Raw genomic sequence first — 20,992 nt, forward strand, 5'->3', positions numbered from 1 at the left:
AGGAAAGGGGCGCGCAGTATACAGGCAACACGTGAGGTGATGCTATAAGGGCGACGCACGGTTGGGTGTCGGACCGGCGCATTGTACTGACCTCCCCGGTCCGGGGGAAGAGCGGTGCGTGCCCGGACCGTCTAACGGCGCCCCAATAACGCCCCTACCACCACACCGAGCACGGCGCCGAGGATGAGACCGGCTACCACCTCGTTGAACGAGCGCTCGGCCAGCGGTACCAAAAACCGATTCAGGCCGTGGAGGTCCGAGCCGCGCGTCAGCACCACCGACAAGGGCAGTTGGTGGCCGAAGATATCCGAGGGTCGCAGCAGAAAACCCGTTATGGCGCCGGCGGCGGCGAAGATCACCGCCAGAGGAGTTACCGTTCTCACTGGATCCCTCACACAAGAATACGTCGCGCAGTACACCACCGGCGGTCGCCGAAGGCAAGATCGATCGGCGCCCCGCTTGACCCATACCAACCAGTCGGTATGATAGCGCCATGGACACCACGCACGATTCAACCCGCACCCAGCTGCTTCAGGCGGCGTTTGCCGAGATTCATCGCCACGGCTTCCAGGCCGCCGGCCTCTCCGAGATCCTGCGCGACACCGGTCTTACGAAAGGCGCCTTGTACCACCATTTCCCGAGCAAGCACGCCCTCGGTCTCGTGGTCATAGACGAGGTCATCCAGGGGCGGCTCGCGGACGCCATATTCCGACCCCTCGAAGAGGCGGAAGACCCCTATCAGACCCTGCTCGCCCTCCTCGATCAGCGCATCCATGGTGTGGACGACGAGGTCGTCAAATGGGGCTGTCCGCTCAATAACCTGATCCAGGAAATGAGTGCCGTCGACGCCGATTTCCGGGAGCACTTGTCAGCCATCCTGGCGCGCTGGCAGGGTGTCGTGCAGGCCGCCCTGGCAAGGGCCCAGGCCCAGGGGCGCGTGCGCGCGGATCTCGATTGCGAGGCCGCTTCGCTCTTTTTGGTGGCCGCCTGGGAAGGTTGCTGGGGCATTGCCAAGAATCACCAGTCGGCAGCGGTCTTCCGTCACTGTCTGCGTGAGCTTCGCGACTACGTCCGCGGGTTGGCGTAGGCCATTCGTTTATCCATTTTTTCGCCCAAGGAGTCCATCTCATGACCTTGCTGACCACGCAAACCCCCGAGACTGCGACCGGCGCTGTCGCCGAGACCTATAAGGCCGTTGCCGGGCTCTTTGGTCGCGTCCCCAACGCCGTGCAGTTTTATAGCAGCAGCCCCGCACTCCTTGCCCAGCAATGGGACAGTATCCGCTACTATCGCAATCACCCGGCCCTTTCCGCGGCCCTGCTGGCCTCAATCCGCATGCTCGTGTCGAAGAGCAACGATTGCGAGTATTGCGTGGGCTTCAATGAGGCATTGCTCATCCATATGTGCGGCCAGACGCCCGATGAGGTGGCGGCCACCAAGGCCGATCCCAAGGCCACGCCATTGGCGGAGAAGGATCGGGCGATGCTGCTTTTTGTTCTGAAGGCCATGGCTACACCGCACGCGGTGGGTAAGCCCGACCTCGATCACCTGCGCGGGCTGGGATGGACGGATGGCGACATGCTCGACGCGGTGGCCCACGGGGCGCGCAATACGGCGGTCGACATCCTCTTTAACACCTTCAAGATCGAGCGGGATTTCTGACGTCGTCGCCGCGCACGGGTCTCCGCTAACGACTATGGCGCCCGCAGAGGCCCTTTATCCTGCGCGATTACGGGTCTCACGGTCTTGCCGCGTCTTCCTGTTGCCCATAGGGGCTTGGACATGGCGCCAGGCGGGGCGGGGCGCCTTGGGCCCAGCGGGCATCCGGCGCCAGCGCCCCCGGCCCGCTCAGGCTACGGTCTTGCCATGGGGGCCGGCGCTGTCACAATCCCAGCCGTTCCCATATCACGCTCGAGGGCGCGGCCTTGTTCAGGGTATAGAAGTGGAGTCCCGGGGCGCCGGCGGCCAGGAGTTCGGCGCACAGGGCGGTGGTGACGTCGAGGCCGAAGGAGCGGATCGACTCGCCGTCTTCGCCGAAGTCTTCGAGACGCCGGCGGATCCAGCGGGGCACCTCGGCCCCGCAGGCCTCCGAGAAGCGCAGCAGTTGCCGGTGATTGGTGATGGGCATGATACCAGGCACAATCGGTACCGTAAGTCCGCGCGCCTCGCAGGTGTCCACGAACCAGTAGTAGGCGTCGGCGTTGTAGAAGTATTGGGTGATCGCGGAGTTGGCGCCGGCGTCGATCTTTTCCTGGAAGTGTCTGATGTCGTCCTCGGCGCTGGTCGCTTGCGGATGCACCTCGGGATAGGCCGCCACCTCGATATGGAAGTGGTCTCCGGTCTCGGCGCGGATGAAGCGCACGAGCTCGGAGGCGTATCGGAAGTCGCCGGGATCGACCATCCCCGACGGCAGGTCGCCCCGGAGTGCCACGATATGGCGCACCCCGAGGGCCTTATAGGTCGCCAGGATGTCGCGGATGCTGTCGCGTGTCGCGCCGATACACGAGAGGTGAGGCGCCGCCGCCTTCCCGTGCCCGGCGATCTCGCGCACGGTCTCCAGGGTCCGCTCCCGCGTGCTGCCGCCGGCCCCGAAGGTCACCGAGAAGAATCGCGGATCCAGCGGTGCGAGCTGTTCCAGAGCGGCGTGGAAGGCGCTCCGCGCCTCCTCGCTCTTCGGGGGAAAGAACTCGAAGCTAAAGACCCGCGCGTGGCGCTTTTGCGACTCCATCCCGGGATCAGTAGCGGTACCGGGTCGGCTTGTAAGGGCCTTCGACCGGCACGTTGATATAGGCGGCCTGTTCGGCGGTGAGCTTCGTCAAATGCGCGCCGATCTTGTCCAGGTGCAGGCGTGCGACCTTCTCGTCCAGATGCTTGGGCAGCGTATAGACCTGTACCTTGTAGTCCTGCGGATGGTTCCAGAGCTCGATCTGCGCCATGACCTGGTTTGTGAACGAGGCTGACATCACAAAGCTCGAATGGCCGGTGGCGCAACCCAGGTTCACGAGCCGCCCTTCCGCCAGGACGATGATCTTCTTGCCATCCGGGAAGACGATATGGTCGACCTGCGGCTTGATGTTCTCCCACGGGAGGGTCCGTAGCGCCGCGATATCGATCTCGGAATCGAAGTGCCCGATGTTGCACACGATCGCCTCATGCTTCATGGCGCGCACGTGCTCCAGGCCTATGACGTGAACGTTGCCCGTGGCGGTGACGAAGATGTCGGCCAGCGGTGCGGCCTCCTCCAGGGTCACCACCCGATAGCCTTCCATGGCCGCCTGTAAGGCACAGATCGGATCGATCTCCGTGACCCATACCGTGGCGCCCATGCCGCGGAAGGCCTGAGCACACCCCTTGCCGACATCGCCATAGCCGGCCACGACGCAGATCTTGCCGGCGATCATGACGTCGGTGGCGCGCTTGATACCGTCGATCAGGGATTCACGACAGCCGTAGAGGTTGTCGAATTTCGACTTCGTGACCGAATCGTTTACGTTGAACGCCGGGCACAACAGCTTGCCCTGGGCCTCGAGATCATAGAGCCGGTGAACCCCGGTCGTGGTCTCTTCCGAAAGCCCGCGGACATCCTTCATCAATTCCGGGTAGCGCTCGTGCATGACCGCCGTCAGGTCGCCACCGTCGTCGAGGAGCATGTTGGGGTGCCAGCCGTCGGGCCCGTTGATGGTCTGGTCGATGCACCACCAGTACTCTTCCTCGCTCTCGCCCTTCCACGCAAAGACCGGGATCCCGGCTGCGGCCATGGCGGCGGCGGCATGATCCTGCGTCGAAAAGATGTTGCACGACGACCAGCGCAGGTCCGCGCCCAGCTCAACCAGGGTCTCCATCAGCACGGCGGTCTGTATCGTCATGTGCAGGCTGCCGGCGATACGGGCCCCTTTGAGGGGTTTTTGCCCCTTGTACTCGGCGCGCAGGGCCATGAGGCCTGGCATCTCGGTCTCGGCGATCGCGATCTCGGCGCGGCCATAGGCCGCTTGCCCGATATCGGCCACCTTGTAGTCATGCGCCTCTTTTGCGTGGACTGCCGATTTCATGAGTGTCTCCGTGAAACCCCACCCTTTTATGGCGAGGAGGTAACCAGCCATTCGGCCGGCGATGGGAGACGGCCTACAAACCGCCTCCGGTTAAGTCAGTGCCGGTTCTTTCCCGGCTATCCGCCCTTACGGGCCCCTAGGGGCCCGACAGCGGCCCTAGTGACGGGCTCCCTGGCGGGGCCTCTCCCTCGGGGTTGTGGACAACCGGCTCCCGTCTCATTGTGGGCCGTATGGCCTGTTAGCCCGGGGTAGTTGACGGCTTTCTCCTAGCGCGACAGCGATTGGACCTTTTTACCCTCGACCGCCGAGCGCAGTGCCTCGGCCTTGTCGGTGCGCTCCCACAGGAACTCGGCCTCGGTGCGCCCGAAGTGGCCGTAGGCCGCGGTCTTGGCGTAGATCGGCCGCAAGAGATCCAGGGTCTGAATGATGGCCTTGGGCCGCAGATCGAAGTGCTCGGCCACCAGCTCGGCGATACGGCCGTCGCTGACCACCCCCGTGCCGAAGGTCTCGACCCGGATCGACACCGGCTGCGCCACCCCGATCGCATAGGCGACCTGGATCTCGCAGCGCGCCGCAAGGCCCGCCGCGACGATGTTCTTGGCCACATAACGCCCGGCGTAGGCCGCCGAGCGATCGACCTTGGAGGGATCCTTGCCGGAGAACGCCCCGCCGCCATGGCGCGCCATGCCGCCGTAGGTGTCGACGATGATTTTGCGTCCGGTGAGGCCACAGTCGCCCACCGGCCCCCCGACCACGAAGCGTCCCGTCGGGTTGATGAAGTAGCGGGTGTCCTTCGTGAGCCAGCCCTCGGGCAGCGCGGGCTTTATGATCTCCTCCATGACCGCTTCCTTCAGGTCCTGGTAGCGCACGTCCGGGTCATGCTGTGTCGAGACGACGATGGTGTCTATGGCTGCCGGGACGTCGTTCTCGTAGCGTATGGTGACCTGGCTCTTGGCGTCGGGCCGAAGCCACGGCAGGCGCCCCGAGCGCCGCACCGCGGCCTGTCTCTGCATGAGCGTATGCGCGAAGGTGATCGGCATGGGCATGAGCGTTTCGGTCTCGTTCGTGGCATAGCCGAACATGAGCCCCTGGTCGCCGGCGCCTTGTTCCAGATCCAGCCCCTGGCCCTCGTTGACGCCCTGGGCGATATCCGGTGATTGCTTGTCCATGGCCACCACCACCGCGCAGGCATCCCCGTCGAAGCCCATGCGCGCGTCATAGCCGATGCGGCGGATGGTGGCGCGCGCGATGTTCGTGAAATCCACGATCGCCTTGGTCGTGATCTCGCCCGACAAAACCACGAGCCCCGTGTTGACGAGCGTTTCGCAGGCCACGCGTCCGTAAGGGTCTTGCGTCAGCACGGCATCAAGCACCCCATCCGAGATCTGGTCCGCGATCTTGTCGGGATGACCTTCGGATACCGATTCGGATGTAAAGAGGTAGGATTTCGACATGGTGACTCCCGGCGTTTTAGGGTGAGGTCCTTGTGTGAGCTTAATCTGAGATCAGGCGAGGGCTGGTCTGCTAGCAGCAGATACCATAACATAGCTGTCCCTGGAAATGACAGTCCGCGCCCCCGCTTTTGGCGGGGGCGCCGCGCAACGACTAACATACCCCGATGCAGCCCATTCCCCCAAGGCCATTGTTGAGATTGACAGGGCGGGCCATTTCTGATTATGACATGATCCGCGCGGGCGATCGCGTGCTGCTTGCGGTCTCGGGCGGTAAGGACAGCCTGGGCCTCCTGCAGGTCCTGCGCCACCTCCAGAAAAAGGCCCCGTTGACCTTTGACCTCGGGGTCGCCACCGTGGACCCCGGCATCGATGGCTTCGATCCCGCCCCGCTCATCTCTTATATGGAGTCGCTCGGTGTCCCGTACTTCTACGAGCGGCAGGCCATCGCCGCGCGCGCCCAGGCGACGCTTGGCAACGACTCGTTTTGCAGTTACTGCGCGCGCATGCGCCGCGGGACCCTCTACCGCGTCGCTCGTGACCACGGTTACAACGTCCTGGCGCTCGCCCAGCACCTGGACGATATCGCTGAGTCCTTTCTCATGAGCGCCTTTCATGCCGGGACCTTGCATACGATGCGCGCGCACTATCGGGTCGACGCCGGGGATCTGCGCGTCATCCGGCCCTTCATCTACGTCCGCGAACGCCAGCTGCGGGACTTCGCGCGCGCCGCCGCACTCCCGGTGATCCCCGACAATTGCCCGGCCTGTTTCCGGAAACCGACCGAGCGCGCCGCCATGAAGGCCCTGCTGGCCGCCGAGGAGGCGCGCCACAAGGACCTCTTTCGCAACCTGTTGAGCGCCGTGCGTCCGCTGCTCGGCGCCGATCCATCGTCTCGCGGATGACACGCGATGACCGCCGCGGCCGGCTCTGGCACAATGCCGGCCCATGATCGCGGTCTCTGACCTCCCCGGCGCCCATCGTGTGCGCTTTGCCTGGCGTCTGCTCGCGCCCCGTCACTGGCCCACGTGGGGGGCGGTGGCATTCCTGCGCGCCAGCCTCTACCTGCCGCTTGGCGCACGCGCGCGCATCGCCGATATCCTCGGCCGGCTCTATTATCGCGGCAACCGCAAGAGGCGGCGCATCGCCGCCACCAATATGGGTCTGTGTTTTCCGGAATGGACCGCCGAGCGCCGGGAGCGGGCGGTGCGCGAGCACTTTCGGCTGGCTGCGCTCGCGCTGTTTCACATGGCGGTCCTTTGGTGGGGGGACGAGCGCATGCTCGATTGCTGTCTGCAAGTAGTCGGTCTCGAGCATTATGAGGCTGCGCGTGCCGCGGGCCGTAATATCATCGTCCTCCATTGCCATTGCGTGGGGCTCGAGGCGAGTCTTGCGCTGTCGCGCTATTTCCCTTATGTCGGCTTCGTGAAGCCCTTGAAGGACCCGGTCCTCGATTTCGTCATGACGCGCGGGCGCGAGCGCTTCGGCGGGCGCGTGTTCGCGCGCGAGACCGGCATGCGCCCATTCATCCGCGCCGTCAAGGCCGGATATGGCGCCTCTTATGTCCCCGATGAGGACTTAGGCCCCAAGGAGTCAGTCTACGCCCCCTTTTTCGGGGTCCCGGCGGCGACCTTGCCGACCTTAGGACGCCTCGCGCGGCTGACCGATGCCGCGGTCATACCCTGCTTTACCCGTCTCCTGCCCCGTGGCGGTTGCGAGCTTTGGCTGGAGCCGCCGCTTGTGGGCTTCCCGACCGACAGCCCGGTGGGCGACGCGACTGTCATGAATGCCACGATCGAGCGGGCGGTCTTGAAGATGCCGGAGCAGTATCTCTGGACGATGAAGCGTTTCAAGACCCGCGATACCGGCCAGTCCCTCTATGACTGACGGGTCGAGGCCATCAGAGCGCGTGGTAGATGTCCTGTTGCGCGCGCTGGCCGCCCTGCCGTGGTCCTGGCTGTCGGTGTTCGGCGCCGGTCTCGGGGCCTTGACCTACGCCGTTGCCGTGCGTCCCCGGCATATCGCGCGCGTCAATATCGGCCTGTGTTTCCCCGAGCTTTCGGCCCGTGCCCGCGAGCGCCTGGTGCGTCGCCATTTCGTGGCGATGGGACGTAACGCCTTCGCCACCGCGCGCCTGTGGTGGGCCTCGGATGAGGAGTTCCGCCGGCGGGTCCGTATCGTCGAGCGCGCCTCGTACGACGATGCGCTCGCGCAAGGCCGGAACATCATCTTCCTGGCCCCACATTTCCTGGGCCTCGAGATCGGGGGGCTGCGGGTGTCGAGCGAGCGGCCCTGCATCAGCATGTATCGCGCCCCTACCGGCGTGCTCGCGCATGTCCTGCTACGCCGGCGCTCCCGTTTCGGGGGCGTGCTCTGGCGCCACGATGCCCCTCTGCGTTCGCTGGTGCGCGAGGTTCGCAACCACAAACCGTTTTATTACTTGCCGGATCTCGATCCGGGGGGGGCGCAGGCCGTGTCCGCGCCGTTTTTCGGGATACCGACCCCCACCCTTACGGCGCTCGCGCGTATAGCACGCCTGGCCGACGCCGTGGTCCTGCCCTGCTACACGCGCAAGCTGCCCGGGGCCGGTGGATTCGAGGTTACGATCGCTCCGGCCCTCACCCCGTTTCCTACCGATGATGCACTGGCCGACGCCACGCGCATGAATGCCGCGATCGAGGAGGGTGTGCGCATGATGCCGGATCAGTATCTCTGGACCTATAAGCGCTTCAAGCGTGTGCGCCGGGATGGGAGGTCGCCCTATGAGTGAACGCGCCGGCAGCCTCGGTGAGGCCAGCGCCCATGTGGCGTTGGTGGTATTTCGGGGCTTGAGCGGTCTGCCCTTGCCGGTACTGGCGGCCATCGGTCACGCCCTGGGGCGGCTTGCCTACCATCTGCTCGGTGCCCGCCGGCGCGTCGTCCTCACCAATCTCCGCTTGTGTTTCCCCACGGAAGGCGCGGCCTGGCACAAGCGTCTGGCGCGCGCCCATTTCGCGGCCCTGGGCCAGGGTGTGTTCGACGTCATGGTCGCGTGGTGGGCCAGTCCCGCGCGTCTGTCCCGCCTGGTGTCATTTCGCGGACGAGAACATTACGACCGGGCGCTTGCGCACGGGAATGTGATCCTGCTCGTACCGCACTTCGCGGCCATCGAGATCGGTTGCCTATTGTCCACCGAGCGGCCTATGGCCAATGTCTACCGGCGTCTGCCCAATCCGGTGTTCGAGGCCGCCTTCCGTCGCGGCATCGGCCGTTTCGGGGCGGCCATGATCACGCAACAGGAGGGCGTGCGACCGGTGCTGAAGGCCTTGCGCGAGGGTCGTGTCCTCTATTATCTGCCGGATCAGGACTTCGGCGAGCGCTCCAGCGTATTCGCCCCGTTCTTCGGCGTCCCCACGATCACCCTCCATGCCGTGGGGCGGCTGGCGCGCGCGGTGGATGCGCGCGTCGTTCCCTGTTATGTGTGGCAGAAGCCGCGCGGGCGGGGCTATGAGATCGCCTTCGGGCCGCCGCTCGAGGGTTTTCCCAGCGGTGACGCCCTGACCGACGCGACCGCCACCAATCGTGCCATCGAGGAGGGCGTGCGCGCGCATCCCGAGCAGTATTTCTGGGTCCACAAGCGTTTCAAGACCCGCCCGCCGGGGACGCCTCCGGTGTATTAGCGTCAGCCCGCCGACTTGTCGAGGCGCTTGAGAAACACGCGCATCTCGCGCGCGGCCTGTATGTGCCCGCCGGCCTCGGCGGCGGCAATCCCCTGCTGATAGGCCTGGCGTGCCTCCTCGGGACGACCGCTTTCCGTCAGTGCCCGGCCAAGCAGCTTCCAGGCCGCGGCATGATGCGGGTCGAAGGCGACCGCCGCCTGAAGATGCGGGATCGCCTTGTCATATTGCCGGAGGCGCGCATATTCCCCGCCCAATCCGTAGCGCAGCAGCAGGTTGTCCTGGCCGCGCGCGAGCATCTTTTCCAGGGCCTCGGTGTCCATGGTCGGCCTCCTCGCGCCTCTTCATGCGCGCCGTGCGAGGCGCGCGTAATAGAACCCGTCCATGCCGGCCTCTCCCGGCAGGAACTGCCAGCCCGCCCGGCGGGCCTGCCCGACCGGGAAGTGGAGGGCGTCCTCGCGCGCGTCCGGTGTGCGCGCCAGAAAGTCTATCACCTGGTCCTCGTTTTCCTCGGGCAGCACCGAACACGTCGCATAGACCATGGTGCCCCCGGGTGCGAGATTGTGCCACAGCCGGTCGAGGAGCCGGGCCTGTATGGCGCGCAGAGGGGGCAGGTCGCTTACGCGGCGATGCAGTTTGATGTCCGGATGACGACGGATGACGCCGGTCGCTGAGCACGGTGCATCGAGCAGGATACGCGCAAAGCAATCGTCCAGGGGGTATTCGGCGAGATCATGGGTCAGCGTCCGCACACGCCCAAGGCACCCGAGGCGCGTCAGGGTCTCCGCGAGCCGCGCCATCCGTGCCGGATCGGAGTCGATCGCGGTCACGCGCGCCTCGGGGGCCGATTGTGCCAGGTGACCGGTCTTGCCGCCGGGCGCGGCGCAGGCATCGAGGACGGCCTCGCGCGGGGCGGGGGCGAGCAGGGGGGCTGCCAGCTGCGCGGCGGCGTCCTGGACCGATACCAGGCCCTCGCGGAATCCGGGAAGTCCGGGTACCAGGGCCCCCTGGGCGAGCACCACCGCGGTGTCGGCCACGGGGTGCGCGCGCGCGGCGATCCCGGCCTGTGCGAGCCGTTCCAGGTAATCGTCGCGTGCGATGCGTCGGGTATCCACGCGCAGCGTGAGCGGCGCGCGTTCGTCATTGGCCGCCAGCACCGCGCGCCATGTCTCTGGCCATGCCGCTTGCAGGCGATCGACGAACCAGTCCGGGTGGTTGTATCCGGTGTAGGGCGCCACCGCCTCGGCGGCCAGGGCGGCGCGCAACACCGCGTTCAGTGCACCCTTCCCCCAGGGCTTGGCTAGGGCGTCGGCGGCCGCCACCGCCTCGGACACCGCCACCGGCTCCGGCGTATCCATGAAGAAGGCCTGATAGAGGCCCATGAGGATCAGGGCCTGCAGGTCCTGGTCGGCCTTGCGGAACGGATGCCTGAGCAGCGGCGCGGTGCGCGCCAGAAGGCGGGGCGCGTAGCGGATCGTGCCGATGGCGAGCTCCTCGACGAGCCCATGACGCCCGTGACGGGCGCGGTCTTCATCCAGTGCCGGATCGAGCGCGCCCCCGGTCAATACGCGGGCGATGATGCGCGCCGAGCGCGCGCGCAGGGTCAGGGCGTGGCGGGGTTTAGCCAACGCGATTCCCGACGCTAAGCGGATGGGCCTGCAAAAAGATCTGTGCCGGCTGCATGCGGGCATTGTCGGCCTGCAAGGACGTCACCGCGAGCGCCCGCTGCCCGGTGGCGATCACGAGGTCGGGCCGCACCTCCAGGACCACGCCTGGTTCCGCCGGCCGTGGGGCGTCTACGGCGTGAGCCGTGCCGATCTTCACGCTCGTGCCGCCGATCACCGCGCGCACCCCCGGCCAGGGCGTGAACGCACGGATCTGGCGTTCCAGGGCAACGGCGTCCCGCCGCCAGTCGATGACCCCTTCGTCCTTGCGCAGCTTGCGCGCGTAGGTGGCGCCGCTCGCCGGCTGTGCGATCTCCGTGACCGGCCGCCCCTCACGCAGCGCATCGAGCACCGGCATCAACGTTTCCGCCCCCAGATGCGCCAACCGGTCGGCGAGCGTCTCGGTAGTGTCGCAAGGCGCGATGGCGACCGCGGCGCGCGCCAGCATCGGTCCGGTATCGAGACCGGTATCGAGGCGCATGATCGTGACACCGGTCTTGGTATCGCCGGCCTCTATCGCCCGCGCAATGGGTGCCGCGCCGCGCCAGCGCGGGAGCAGCGAGGCGTGAATGTTCAGGCAGCCGTGCGTGGGGATATCCAGGAGGCCCGGCGGCAGCAGCAGTCCATAGGCGACCACCACGACCACATCCGCGCCGAGCGCGCGCACCACCGCCTCGGCCTCGGCGCCGTTCTCGGGGGTATACACAGGGATGCCCAACGCGCCCGCGCGCGTCTTGACCGCGCTGGGCGTAAGCCTGCGCCCGCGGCCGGCCGGCCGGTCCGGCTGGGTCAGAACGCCCGGCACGTCGTAGCCGGCCTTGACCAGGGCCTCCAGGGTCGGAAGGGCAAAGAGCGGTGTCCCCGCGAAAACCGTCCTCACGACCGGGTCACATCGCGAGGCGTTGCTGTTTTTCGAGTTTCTTGCGGATGCGCTGCTGTTTTAGGCGTGAGAGATAGTCGACGAATACCTTGCCGTCGAGGTGATCGATCTCGTGCTGGATGCACACCGCCAGCAGGTCCTCGGCCACGAGCTCAAAGGCCGTGCCGTGTTCGTCCAGGGCACGTACCGTGACCTTCTGGGCGCGCTCGACCTCCTCGAACACGCCGGGCACCGATAGGCACCCCTCCTCGATACCAAAGACCCCGGAGTGCTCGCAGATGACGGGGTTGACGAAGACCCGCAAATCCTTGTGGTCGGTGCTCACGTCGATCACGACGACGCGCTTGGCCACATTGATCTGGGTGGCGGCCAAGCCGATACCGGGCGCGTGATACATGGTCTCGGCCATGTCCCGGATGAGCCCCTGGATCTCTTCATCCACGCGCGCGACGGGCAGCGCCTTTTTGCGCAGCCGAGGGTCTGGGTAACGAAGGATCTCGCGCAATGCCATGGGCGAATTATATACCGGAATCTCGGGCCACGCGCCCCTCCGGGCAGGTGGACGACCGCCTGATCACCCACTACACTCCTTGCCATGCGTCGAGCTCGCCTCAGTCTTTTACTGGTACTGGCCCTATCCCCCCTCGTGTGGGCGGACCGCCTGGCCGTTCCCCATGTCCCGCAACGCTATGTCGTGCGGGCCGGCGACACGCTCTGGGGTATCGCCGATCACTTTTTCCGAGATCCGTGGCGCTGGCCCGGGATCTGGAACCGGAACCTGCAGATCCGCAATCCCGACCTCATCTACCCGGGCGACGTCATCGTGCTGCGTTACATCCGCGGCACACCCTATCTCGTGGACGAGGGCCCTGTGCAGGCGCTGACCGCCTCCCCGCAAAATACCGTGGTGTTGCGGCCGGCGGTCCGCTCGCAGGCCCTGGCCAGCGCCATCCCGACCTTGGATCCCAACGTCATAGGCCCATTCCTTCAGCGTCCGCTCGCGTTGTCGCGACGTGCCTTCCGTCGCCTCGGTTATGTGGCGGGCGCGGTCCATCGCCACACCTTTCTGAGTCCCTTGAGCCGGTTCTATGCGCGCCATCTCGGGGCCCATCCGGACAAGACCTATGAGATCTATCGGCGTGGCCCGGCACTGCGCACGAGAGACGGGGAGTTTCTGGCCTATGAAACGAAATATGTCGGCCAAGCCAGGCTTGTGCGGCCAGGACGTCTGCCGGAGCTTGAAGTGGTCTCATCGATCCGCGAGGTCGAGGCCGGCGACCGTCTGGTGCCGTGGCGGCATGAGGCGCCGATCCCTTATTATTATCCACGTGCCCCGCGAAAGCGCATCCGTGCGAGGGTGGTAGCGGCGACCCACGATAACCTGAACCTTGGGACCTACGCCGCGGTGGCCATCGACGCGGGCAAGAATGCGGGGATACGGCGCGGTTATGTGCTGCGCATCTATAGCCGGCCACGTCCCTTCTATGACCCGGTGGCGCATGAGACGCTGCGGGGGCGCAAACAGCCGCTCGGACTCCTTATGATATTCCGCACTTTCGCGCACGTCAGTTACGGCATCATCATGCAGGCGCGCCGCGAGATCCATGTCGGTGACTCGGTGGCAACGCCGCAAGATTGACCTTGACCGCCGTTTGCTCCATGCTCTTGACCAAAGGCGCCGTGCGCCTGACCTCAGGAGCGGACCGGAGAGTGCAAGATCCTGAAATGAAAGAAAACGTCCTCGACGTCCTGATGTACCTATTCGAAAACTATATGGACGAGGGGCCCGATTTCCAACCCGACCAGGAGTCTCTGGCCGATGAGCTGGCGCAGGCCGGGTTTCCCAAGGCTGAGATCGTCAAGGCCTTTGCATGGCTCGAAGGGCTCGCGGCCCTGAGGAGCAGCGAGGCCTCCTCGCCCGCCAATGCCTCCCTGAAGTCCCTGCGTGTGTATTCCGAGGACGAGCACAAGAAGATGGACACGGCCGCGCGCGGCTTCCTGCTGTTTCTGGAGCAGGGCGGGGTTCTTGATGCGGCCGCGCGCGAGCTCGTCATCGATCGCGTGATGGCGCTCGAGACGGATGAGATGGACCTGGAGCAGATGAAATGGATCATTCTGATGGTGCTCTTCAATCAGCCGGGTCAGGAACAGGCTTATGCCTGGATGGAGGACTTGGTGTTTAACGAAACCCAGGGCGCCCTCAACTAGAGTTTCCTTCCCCAGGAAATCGCCGGGTGGCGTTCGCACTTCCCAAGGCCCATAGTGCCCCAACTCGTGTACCGTTACTGCCTGAAGACGCATGACTAAGAATCTCATCATTGTCGAGTCGCCCGCCAAGGCCAAGACGATGGGCAAATATCTGGGCAAAGGCTTCACGGCCTTGGCCTCGTACGGCCATGTGCGCGACCTCATACCGAAAAAGGGCGCCGTCGACACGGATCATGACTTCAGCATGAAGTACGAGGTCATCGAGAAGAATCGCAAGCACATTGACGTCATCATCAAGGCCATGAAAAAGGCCGATGTCCTCTATCTCGCCACCGACCCGGACCGCGAAGGCGAGGCCATATCCTGGCATCTCTATGAAATCCTGAAAGACGAGGGCCTGCTGGGGGACAAGCCGGTGCATCGTGTAGTGTTCCACGAGATCACGAAGGGCGCCATCCAAAAGGCGGTCGCCGAGCCGCGTGCGCTTTCCGAGAATCTCGTCAACGCCCAGCAGGCGCGCCGCGCCCTCGATTATCTGGTCGGCTTCAACCTCTCGCCCCTGCTCTGGAAGAAGGTGCGCCGCGGGTTGTCGGCAGGTCGCGTCCAGAGCCCGGCCTTGCGCCTGATCGTGGAGCGCGAGGAGGAGATCGAGCGCTTCGTGGAGCGCGAGTATTGGACCATTGACTCGGAGATGGAGGCCTCAGGGCAGGCCTTCCGGGCCCGGCTCATGATGCTTTCCGGGGAGCGCCTCGACCAGTTCGCGGTGACCGACGCCACACGTGCCGCCGAGGTCGAGGCGCGTCTCAAGGACGGCGCGCGCGACGGGCACTACCGCGTGCGCGCCGTGGAGCGCAAGCAGCGTCGGCGCAATCCAGCCCCACCCTTCACGACCTCTACGCTCCAGCAGGAGGCCGCGCGTAAGCTGTATTTCACGGCCCAGCGCACCATGCGCACCGCGCAACAGCTCTACGAAGGCGTGGCGATCGAAGGCGAGACCGTGGGCCTGATAACGTATATGCGCACGGATTCCGTGACCCTGGCGCAGGATGCGCTGACCGAGATCCGCGGCGTGATCGCCGAGCGCTTCGGGGCCGACAAGCTGCCGTCTGCCCCCCATGTCTACAAGACACGATCCAAGAACGCCCAGGAGGCCCATGAGGCCATAAGGCCGACCTCGGTGGGTCGTGCGCCGGAGGACCTGCGCCCCTTCCTGACCCCCGAGCAACTGAAGCTCTACGATCTCATCTGGCGCCGCACCATGGCCTGCCAGATGATCCCCGCGGTCCTCGATACCATGGCCGTGGACCTCGAGGCCGGCCCCGGCGATATCTCGCGCGCGACCGGTTCGGTGGTGCTCGTGCCGGGCTTCATGACGGTCTATCAGGAAGATGCCGACGACAAGAAGGGGGAGGAGGACGAGTCGGACCGGTTGCTCCCAGACATGCGCGAAGGCGAGCGCATCGCCTTAAAGGAGATCCATAAGGAACAGCATTTCACCGAGCCGCCGCCGCGCTATTCGGAGGCGAGCCTGGTGAAGACCCTGGAGGCCTTCGGGATCGGCCGCCCCTCCACCTATGCGACCATCATCCAGACCTTGCAGCAACGCGAGTACGTGGTACTGGACAAGCGTCGCTTCAAGCCCACCGACGTCGGGCGGGTGGTGAATAAATTCCTCGCCCAGCACTTCGAGCGCTATGTCGATTACGATTTCACGGCGCGGCTCGAAGACGACCTGGATGCAGTCTCGCGCGGCGAGAAGGAGTGGGTCCCCTTGTTGCGCAACTTCTGGTCGGAGTTTCATCGCCAGGTGAGCGACAAGGAGGACGCAGAGCGCCCAGGCGTGGAGGTCCTTGCCGAGACCTGCCCGCAATGCCATAAGCCGCTGTCCAAGCGCCTTGGGCGTAACGGCTATTTCATCGGCTGCACCGGTTACCCCGAGTGCGATTACACGCGCAACCTGGGCGAGGAGGCCGAGGCGCCGGCGGCCGAGGTGATTCCGGACCGCGTCTGCCCGTTGTGCGCAAGCCCGCTCGTGATCAAGCGTGGCCGCTATGGGCGCTTCATAGGTTGCAGCAATTATCCGAGTTGCCGTCACATGGAGCCCCTGGAGAAGCCCAGCGACACCGGGGTGACCTGTCCCGAGTGCCGCCAGGGTACGCTCCTGAAGCGCAAATCCCGATACGGCAAGATCTTCTATTCGTGCTCGCGTTATCCGGATTGCAAGTACGCGGTCTGGAATCCCCCGCTCGCCGAGCCCTGCCCGCAGTGCGGGCACCCGATCCTGACGATAAAGACCACCAAGCGGCGAGGCACCGAGAAGGTGTGCCCGCAGAAGGAGTGCGGCTACAGCATCCCCTGTCCGGAGTGCGCCGAGGGCGGTCCCTGACCGGGCATCGGGGATCGGGAATAAGGGCCGCCCGCGGGACGTCCTTATTCGCGGGTGGTGCTAGGCGGGGTTCGATGGATAGGCGCGCGGTGCTTGCGGTAGTCGTGGCGGTCCTGTGTCTGGGGGCCATGCCGATCCCGGCGGCGGCCCGCCCGTTGGCGCCGAATCAGGCCTTCCGGTTCCACGCCGCCATCGTGCACGGCGCGCTGAAGGTGCGCTGGACTGCTGCCCCCGGTTACCACATCTACCGCAGTCGCGTGCATCTCGCGGTGGCGCCGCGCAGCGTGCGTCTGGCCCCGTTCCATCTCCCCAAGGGCCGATGGGTCAACGACCCGGCCTTCGGCCATCAGCAGGTCTATGAGGGCCGGACAGTACTGACCATCCCATTCGTGCAGGCGCCGGGGGGACGCATGGTGCGGGTCACGTCGCGCTATCAGGGCTGCGCGAATGCCGGGATTTGTTATCCGCCGCTCGCCAAGACTGTGGTCCTCAAGATCCCTGCCGCCGGCATCGGCCCGCGATCGTCTCCGCCTGCGGCGTTGACCCCGGTGTCGTCGGTCGCCGCTTCGCCCCCCAGAATCACGCCACCCTGGGGCACCCTGGTCTTGTTTCTGGCCGCCGGGCTCGGGCTTGCGTTCACCCCCTGCGTCTTTCCCATGATCCCGATCCTGTCGGCGACCATCGTCGGTCAGTGCCGGGGGCGCGCGCGCCCCCTAACCCTGTCCCTTGCCTATGTGGTGGGCATGGCTGCGACCTATACCACAGCCGGCATCATCGCCGCGCTCACCGGGCACTATGTCCAGGCGGCCTTCCAGAACCCCTGGGTGCTGTCGGCCTTCAGCGCCCTGTTCGTGGTCCTGGCGCTGTGCATGTTCGGGCTCTATGACCTGCAGATGCCGCGTGCAGTCCAGGAGCGCCTGGGCCGTTACGGCCAAGGCGGCCAGGTGCTCGGCACCCTGGTGCTGGGGGTATTCTCGGCCTTGATCGTGGGCCCGTGTGTGGCCGCGCCCCTGGCCGGGGCGCTTTTGCTCATCTCGCGCACCGGGGATGTGGTCTTTGGCGGCCTTGCGCTCCTCGCCTTGAGCATCGGCATGGGCCTGCCGCTGCTTGCCATAGGGACCTCCGCCGGCCATTTCCTGCCCAAGGCTGGCCCGTGGCTCGACAAGATCCGCGCCGTCTTTGGGCTACTCATGATCGCGGTGGCGATCTGGCTCGAAGGCCGCATCCTGCCCGGCCCTGTGACGCTCGGGCTATGGGCGTTGTTGGCCATCGTCGGCAGCGTGGCGCTTGGGGCCCTGGAGCCCCTGAAGTCCGGTTCCCCCGGCGCGGCCAGCCTTATGAAGGGCCTGGGGGTGGCGATTCTCGGCTACGGCCTGGTGCTCGGTGTGGGGGCCCTGTCGGGGGCCAGCGATCCGCTCGCCCCGCTTGCGCGCCTGTCTACGAGCGGCCCGCGTCCTGTCGCGGGCCCGCGCCTCACGTTCCGCACGATCCATGGCGTACGCGGCCTGAAGGCAGTCCTCGCCGGCGCCCATGGGCGCCCCGTACTGGTGGATTTCTGGGCCTCATGGTGCGTGCAATGCCGGCGCATGGACGACAACACCTTTCACGACCCGCGCGTCGTGACGGCCTTGCGTTCGCTGGTCCTGGTGCGCGCCGACGTGAGCCAAGATAATGGCCGGGCCCGGCGCCTGCTGGCCCATGTGCAGGCCTTTGGGCCGCCCACCCTCGTCTACTTCAATCGTCACGGGGCGCGGGTCGGGGAATGGCCGGGTTATGAGGGGCCGCACACCCTTCTGGCCCATATCACGCGGCCGGACTCGGCGCACGCGGGCCTATCGCACCGACTATCGGCCGATATCGTCAATTGAGGCATGGCGGCCGTCGCGTCGCGGCGTCCGCCAGAGGGGGAAGGCATGGTATTACCGCGATGGCTGAAGATCGGGCTCGTGCTGGGCGCTTTCAGCGCCCCTGTGTGGGCGCATCGCCCGGTATCCGCCGCGAAGCAGGCCCACCGCCTGGTCCTGTATCGGGCCCTGAGGGATGCGGCTGGCATCACCGAGGGCCATGGCCGGCGTGTGGTCTACGACCTTTTCGATCCCAACTGCCCCTACTGCCACATCCTCTACGAGCATCTGCAGGGCCTGATCAAGCCCTATCACCTCACCGTCCATGAGATCCCGGTCGCCTATCTCACGCCGTCTAGCGAAGGTAAGGCCGCGGCCCTCCTTGAGGCGCCCGACAGGCGCGCGGCCCTGCGCGCGGCGCAGTCCCACTACTCCTGGAAGACCGGCAGCTCCATCGCCCCGCGACGGCCATCGGCGGCGGTGCGCAAGGAGCTCGCCTACAACCTGAAGCTCGATACGCGCATCGTGGGCTTTCCGCTGGTGCCGATCCTCGTCTACCAAAAGACCGACGGCACCATCCGCATCGTCAATTCCGGGGCGCCCCCGGTATGGGCCTTGAAACAGATGTTGGCGGGCATCAAGCAGTAGCGGGGTCGGCCTCGGTCCTGGGGTCGCGGTTCAAGAGCGCCGTGACCGCCGCCTGCGGGCTGCGTCCGGCGAACAGCACCTGACAGACCTGTTCTGTGATCGGCATGTCGACGCGGTGTTCGCGGGCCAGGGCGTAGACCTCGCGGGCGCTGGCAACGCCCTCCGCGGCCTGTCCGAGCTCGCCCAATATATCGCCCAGGGAGCGCCCGCCGGCGAGTGCCAGACCCACGCGGCGATTGCGCGACAGGTCATCGGTGCAGGTCAGGACGAGATCACCGACCCCGGAAAGGCCGATGAGGGTCTCGGCGCGCCCGCCAACCGCCGCCCCGAGCCGCAAAAGCTCGGCGAGCCCGCGGGTGATGAGCGCGGCGCGGGCGTTAGCCCCGAATCCCAGGCCGTCACTGATGCCGGCCGCGATCGCCAGCACGTTCTTCACCGCCCCGCCGATCTCGGCGCCTATGACATCGTCGCTCGTGTAGACGCGCAGGCGCTCGCTCCGGACCCACGAGGCCACGGTCTCGGCGACCACCGGATCCTGCGAGGCGATGGTCATTGCCGCCGGTAGCCCGGCCGCGATTTCGCGCGCGAACGTGGGACCGGTCAGCAGCGCGGCCGGCCGCCCCGGGCGCGCCTCGCTGTGAATCTCTGACAGGCGTTTGTGGGTTCCCGACTCCAGGCCCTTGGTGGCCCACGCCACGGTGGTGGCCTCGTCGCATAGCGGTGTTATTACGCGCAGGAGGGTTCGGAAGCCGCCGCTCGGGACCGCCAGCATGAGGCCGGCGGCGGTCCGGCACACCCGTTCCAGGTCGTTCTCGATCTCTAGATTGTCCGGGAAGCGAATACCCGGCAAGGCCGCGGTGTGGGCACGTTCGTGGGCGAGACGCGCCATGCGCGCCTCATCCGAACCCCACAGCACCACGCGCCGTCCCGAGCGCGCCATGGTGATGGCGAGGGCCGTTCCCCAGGCCCCCGCGCCCAGGACCCCTAGTGTCGCGTGCGCCCCATCCTCAATGGGCGCTGTGCCCATCTTGAATGTCGCCATCCTGCTTCTGTTGGTACAGCATCTCGAAGTTCACGGGATTGATGAGCAACTGCGGGAACCCGCCCTTGGAGACGAGATCGTTCACCACCTCGCGAGCAAACGGCAGCAGGATATTGGGGCAGGCGATCTCCAGGACCTTCTCGAGCTCGCTGTCGGGCACGCCGGTGATGCGAAACACCCCCGCCTGCTTGGTTTCTGTGAGAAAGGCCGTCCGTTTGTCCATGCGCGCGGTCACGGTCACCGCCAGCACCACCTCGTGCAGCCCTTCGGCCGGATTGACCGGGCTGTGCTCGATGCCGAGTTGCATGTCGACCTCCATGGCCGCCTTTTCCAGAAACACGGCGGGGACGTGCGGCGCCTCGAAGGAGATATCCTTTACGTAGATCTTTTCCAGGCTAAAAACGATTTCCGGGTCCGTGTTTTGATCCGCCACGAGGGCTCCTTACAGGATAGTTGAGGGTTGTCGTTTACCGGCGGTCACAGGCCAAGCAGGGGGTCGAGTTCCCCCCTTACATCCAGTTGCGCGAGTTCCCGGTAGCCTCCGATGTGACGGTCGCCTATGAAGATCTGCGGGACCGTGGTGGCGCCACGCGCGCGCTCGACCATTTCCCGGCGCCGCTCGGGCTGTTCGTCCACGCGGACCTTCTCGACCGGAACGCCCTTTTGTTCCAGCAGGCGCGAGGCCATCTGGCAATAAGGACATACGCCCGTAGTGTACATCAAGACCTTGGCCATAGAAGACCCTATGAGATAATGGGGAGGTTGGCGCTACGCCACGCCGACAGCCCACCCGCGAGATTACGGACATCGCTAAAGCCCGCCTTACGCAGCATTCCCGCGGCGCGGGCCGATCGCGCGCCGCTCGCGCAGCAGATGATGATCGGCTTCTCCTTGTATTTTTTCAGCTCCTGGCTGCGCGCCGCTACCTGACCCAAGGGGATATTGATCGCTCGGGCAATATGTCCACTCGCGAATTCCTGCGGTTCACGCACATCCACGATCACGGCCGATTTATGGTTCAGGATCTGGACGGCCTCCTGACTCGTCACTTTTTGTGTCCCGGGGCCGCCCTCGAGCACCGAGCTGGCCAAAAGCAGGCCACCCACCACCGCCAAAGCCAGGAACAGATACCAGTGTGCGATTACGAACGCGAGCATGGCCTAC

At 65.8% G+C, this 20,992-nt stretch carries 23 protein-coding genes; 11 read left to right on the top strand and 12 right to left on the bottom strand.

The genetic code is table 11. The features are described 5' to 3' along the window. Nucleotides 1–131: 131 nt before the first annotated feature. Entirely contained in the window at nucleotides 132–383 is a 252-nt protein-coding gene (locus C4900_RS00630) for a hypothetical protein (RefSeq protein WP_114282121.1), read from the bottom strand. A gap of 110 nt (nucleotides 384–493) precedes the next feature. Between C4900_RS00630 and C4900_RS00635 the strand changes: the two genes are divergently transcribed. Both C4900_RS00635 and C4900_RS00640 read left to right on the top strand, forming a co-directional pair. Next, a complete protein-coding gene (locus C4900_RS00635; protein WP_065969052.1) occupies nucleotides 494–1,087 on the top strand; it encodes a TetR/AcrR family transcriptional regulator in 594 nt (197 codons plus the stop codon). A gap of 41 nt (nucleotides 1,088–1,128) precedes the next feature. Further along, on the top strand, nucleotides 1,129–1,662 hold the full coding sequence (locus tag C4900_RS00640; RefSeq protein WP_065969053.1) for a carboxymuconolactone decarboxylase family protein: 534 nt from the start codon (nucleotides 1,129–1,131) through the stop codon (nucleotides 1,660–1,662). A 220-nt stretch (nucleotides 1,663–1,882) separates the two neighbouring features. On the opposite strand, the gene metF is transcribed toward C4900_RS00640, so the two are convergent. The 3 genes from metF to metK form a co-directional block, all read right to left on the bottom strand. Further along, a complete protein-coding gene (gene metF, locus C4900_RS00645) occupies nucleotides 1,883–2,728 on the bottom strand; it encodes a methylenetetrahydrofolate reductase [NAD(P)H] (RefSeq protein WP_065969054.1) in 846 nt (281 codons plus the stop codon). A gap of 7 nt (nucleotides 2,729–2,735) precedes the next feature. Further along, nucleotides 2,736–4,049, bottom strand: coding sequence for an adenosylhomocysteinase (gene ahcY, locus C4900_RS00650; RefSeq protein WP_065969083.1), 1,314 nt, complete (start codon nucleotides 4,047–4,049; stop codon nucleotides 2,736–2,738). 266 nt (nucleotides 4,050–4,315) lie between these two features. Then, nucleotides 4,316–5,503, bottom strand: coding sequence for a methionine adenosyltransferase (gene metK / locus C4900_RS00655; protein WP_114282122.1), 1,188 nt, complete (start codon nucleotides 5,501–5,503; stop codon nucleotides 4,316–4,318). A 227-nt stretch (nucleotides 5,504–5,730) separates the two neighbouring features. Between metK and C4900_RS00660 the strand changes: the two genes are divergently transcribed. The 4 genes from C4900_RS00660 to C4900_RS00675 are packed head-to-tail and all read left to right on the top strand — an operon-like array spanning nucleotide 5,731 to nucleotide 9,159. After that, nucleotides 5,731–6,405, top strand: coding sequence for a tRNA 2-thiocytidine biosynthesis TtcA family protein (locus C4900_RS00660; protein ID WP_211306697.1), 675 nt, complete (start codon nucleotides 5,731–5,733; stop codon nucleotides 6,403–6,405). Nucleotides 6,406–6,448: 43 nt separating this feature from the next. Further along, on the top strand, nucleotides 6,449–7,387 hold the full coding sequence (locus C4900_RS00665) for an LpxL/LpxP family acyltransferase (RefSeq protein ID WP_065969057.1): 939 nt from the start codon (nucleotides 6,449–6,451) through the stop codon (nucleotides 7,385–7,387). 22 nt (nucleotides 7,388–7,409) lie between these two features. After that, on the top strand, nucleotides 7,410–8,270 hold the full coding sequence (locus C4900_RS00670) for a lysophospholipid acyltransferase family protein (RefSeq protein ID WP_170132359.1): 861 nt from the start codon (nucleotides 7,410–7,412) through the stop codon (nucleotides 8,268–8,270). Continuing rightward, complete coding sequence (locus C4900_RS00675; protein ID WP_170132360.1) at nucleotides 8,263–9,159, top strand: lysophospholipid acyltransferase family protein; 897 nt, start codon at nucleotides 8,263–8,265, stop codon at nucleotides 9,157–9,159. The genes C4900_RS00670 and C4900_RS00675 overlap by 8 nt, the downstream gene beginning before the upstream one ends. Before the next feature lie 2 nt (nucleotides 9,160–9,161). Here the strand turns inward: C4900_RS00675 and C4900_RS00680 are convergent, their stop codons facing one another. The 4 genes from C4900_RS00680 to def are packed head-to-tail and all read right to left on the bottom strand — an operon-like array spanning nucleotide 9,162 to nucleotide 12,211. Further along, nucleotides 9,162–9,479, bottom strand: coding sequence for a tetratricopeptide repeat protein (locus tag C4900_RS00680; protein ID WP_065969060.1), 318 nt, complete (start codon nucleotides 9,477–9,479; stop codon nucleotides 9,162–9,164). 21 nt (nucleotides 9,480–9,500) lie between these two features. Continuing rightward, the gene (gene rsmB, locus C4900_RS00685; RefSeq protein ID WP_065969061.1) at nucleotides 9,501–10,784 is read right to left on the bottom strand and encodes a 16S rRNA (cytosine(967)-C(5))-methyltransferase RsmB; all 1,284 of its coding nucleotides are present in this window, start codon (nucleotides 10,782–10,784) and stop codon (nucleotides 9,501–9,503) included. Next, entirely contained in the window at nucleotides 10,777–11,700 is a 924-nt protein-coding gene (fmt, locus tag C4900_RS00690) for a methionyl-tRNA formyltransferase (protein ID WP_114282126.1), read from the bottom strand. The genes rsmB and fmt overlap by 8 nt, the downstream gene beginning before the upstream one ends. 7 nt (nucleotides 11,701–11,707) lie before the next feature. Beyond that, the gene (gene def / locus C4900_RS00695; protein ID WP_065969063.1) at nucleotides 11,708–12,211 is read right to left on the bottom strand and encodes a peptide deformylase; all 504 of its coding nucleotides are present in this window, start codon (nucleotides 12,209–12,211) and stop codon (nucleotides 11,708–11,710) included. An 84-nt stretch (nucleotides 12,212–12,295) separates the two neighbouring features. On the opposite strand from def, the gene C4900_RS00700 reads away from it, so the two are divergent. The 5 genes from C4900_RS00700 to C4900_RS00720 all read left to right on the top strand — a co-directional run bounded on the left by C4900_RS00700 (nucleotide 12,296) and on the right by C4900_RS00720 (nucleotide 18,786). Beyond that, nucleotides 12,296–13,339, top strand: a complete 1,044-nt coding sequence (locus C4900_RS00700; RefSeq protein WP_083995646.1) for a LysM peptidoglycan-binding domain-containing protein — start codon at nucleotides 12,296–12,298, stop codon at nucleotides 13,337–13,339. A gap of 86 nt (nucleotides 13,340–13,425) precedes the next feature. Continuing rightward, on the top strand, nucleotides 13,426–13,908 hold the full coding sequence (locus tag C4900_RS00705; RefSeq protein WP_065969065.1) for a DUF494 family protein: 483 nt from the start codon (nucleotides 13,426–13,428) through the stop codon (nucleotides 13,906–13,908). Between the two features lie 91 nt (nucleotides 13,909–13,999). Next, nucleotides 14,000–16,294 (top strand): type I DNA topoisomerase, encoded by a 2,295-nt coding sequence (gene topA, locus C4900_RS00710; protein ID WP_065969066.1) that lies wholly within the window; start codon nucleotides 14,000–14,002, stop codon nucleotides 16,292–16,294. A 74-nt stretch (nucleotides 16,295–16,368) separates the two neighbouring features. Then, nucleotides 16,369–18,162 carry a protein-disulfide reductase DsbD gene (gene dsbD / locus C4900_RS00715; protein ID WP_065969067.1) on the top strand — a complete coding sequence of 598 codons (1,794 nt, stop codon included), beginning with the start codon at nucleotides 16,369–16,371 and terminating at the stop codon, nucleotides 18,160–18,162. Nucleotides 18,163–18,207: 45 nt separating this feature from the next. Continuing rightward, nucleotides 18,208–18,786, top strand: a complete 579-nt coding sequence (locus C4900_RS00720; protein ID WP_170132361.1) for a thioredoxin fold domain-containing protein — start codon at nucleotides 18,208–18,210, stop codon at nucleotides 18,784–18,786. On the opposite strand, the gene C4900_RS00725 is transcribed toward C4900_RS00720, so the two are convergent. The 4 genes from C4900_RS00725 to C4900_RS00740 are packed head-to-tail and all read right to left on the bottom strand — an operon-like array spanning nucleotide 18,776 to nucleotide 20,985. Next, on the bottom strand, nucleotides 18,776–19,828 hold the full coding sequence (locus tag C4900_RS00725; protein WP_211306698.1) for an NAD(P)H-dependent glycerol-3-phosphate dehydrogenase: 1,053 nt from the start codon (nucleotides 19,826–19,828) through the stop codon (nucleotides 18,776–18,778). The two genes, C4900_RS00720 and C4900_RS00725, sit on opposite strands and share 11 nt — an antisense overlap. Then, on the bottom strand, nucleotides 19,794–20,261 hold the full coding sequence (secB, locus tag C4900_RS00730) for a protein-export chaperone SecB (protein ID WP_065969070.1): 468 nt from the start codon (nucleotides 20,259–20,261) through the stop codon (nucleotides 19,794–19,796). The genes C4900_RS00725 and secB overlap by 35 nt, the downstream gene beginning before the upstream one ends. A 44-nt stretch (nucleotides 20,262–20,305) precedes the next feature. Then, nucleotides 20,306–20,563 carry a glutaredoxin 3 gene (grxC, locus tag C4900_RS00735; RefSeq protein ID WP_065969071.1) on the bottom strand — a complete coding sequence of 86 codons (258 nt, stop codon included), beginning with the start codon at nucleotides 20,561–20,563 and terminating at the stop codon, nucleotides 20,306–20,308. Nucleotides 20,564–20,571: 8 nt separating this feature from the next. Then, on the bottom strand, nucleotides 20,572–20,985 hold the full coding sequence (locus C4900_RS00740) for a rhodanese-like domain-containing protein (RefSeq protein ID WP_065969072.1): 414 nt from the start codon (nucleotides 20,983–20,985) through the stop codon (nucleotides 20,572–20,574). Nucleotides 20,986–20,992 lie beyond the last annotated feature (7 nt).

It is taken from the genome of Acidiferrobacter thiooxydans, assembly GCF_003333315.1.
Taxonomy (GTDB): Bacteria; Pseudomonadota; Gammaproteobacteria; order Acidiferrobacterales; family Acidiferrobacteraceae; genus Acidiferrobacter; species Acidiferrobacter thiooxydans.